General features: G+C 57.5%; 1 protein-coding gene. It reads right to left on the bottom strand.

The genetic code is table 11. The features are described 5' to 3' along the window. Positions 1-14: 14 nt before the first annotated feature. Positions 15-326, bottom strand: a complete 312-nt coding sequence (locus tag AC5RE1_RS01035) for a hypothetical protein (protein WP_006680437.1) — start codon at positions 324-326, stop codon at positions 15-17. Between the last annotated feature and the right edge of the window lie 354 nt (positions 327-680).

Below are 680 nucleotides of genomic sequence, written 5' to 3'. Positions count from 1 at the left end.
GGGTCCTGGTTCGTTTAGTCCCAGGGGTTGGTGTATGGGCTGGTGTTGTGGTGGAGGTCTTGCCAGGTGATGGCGTCTCCCCATTGGGGCAGGCTCGTTGTTTTGATCTCTGCGGGGTGGATAGTTTGATAGGCGGCTTCAATGTCAGCATCTGTTGGCATCGTTTTGAGGATTTGAGCTGGTGGTAGTGGGTGCTCAGTGTGCATGTAGCACCACCAGAAAATTGCTTTGATCCGCCTAGTAAGGCTCAGACCACGGTGATCGGGCAGCATCTGACGAAGAGGGGCATTTGTCGCCCCCTCAATGCGGTTGGTCATTGCAGGCATGGGCCGATCCCAACTGGGGTCAAGGAAAGCAAACAAAGTGCCCGTGCTGATCAGACGGTTAAGAGTGCGACGGGCTTACCAGCCGAGCATGCGTGGGAACCCAGCCCCCATCTGGAGTGAGCGTGCGTTGGGCAAGGAAGTCCTCCCACCGTTGAGCCCACCCAATGTAGGCTGCGAGCCACTCTGAGGCCTCAGGCGCGGTTTTCGTCCGAATCAGGCTCTTACCTACTAGAGCGTAGAGCTCTTGACTGGCCTGTAGTCGCGGGCGAGTGGTGGTGGCACTTCGGATATTGACAAAAGCGTGGAAGGTGCACCGCTGCACCACGGTAGTAGGCCAGATGTTCTTGCGCGCCT

This window comes from Actinotignum sp. usb-actsch-rep-73 (genome assembly GCF_059082735.1).
This window is presented reverse-complemented; position numbering and strand designations above follow the sequence as displayed.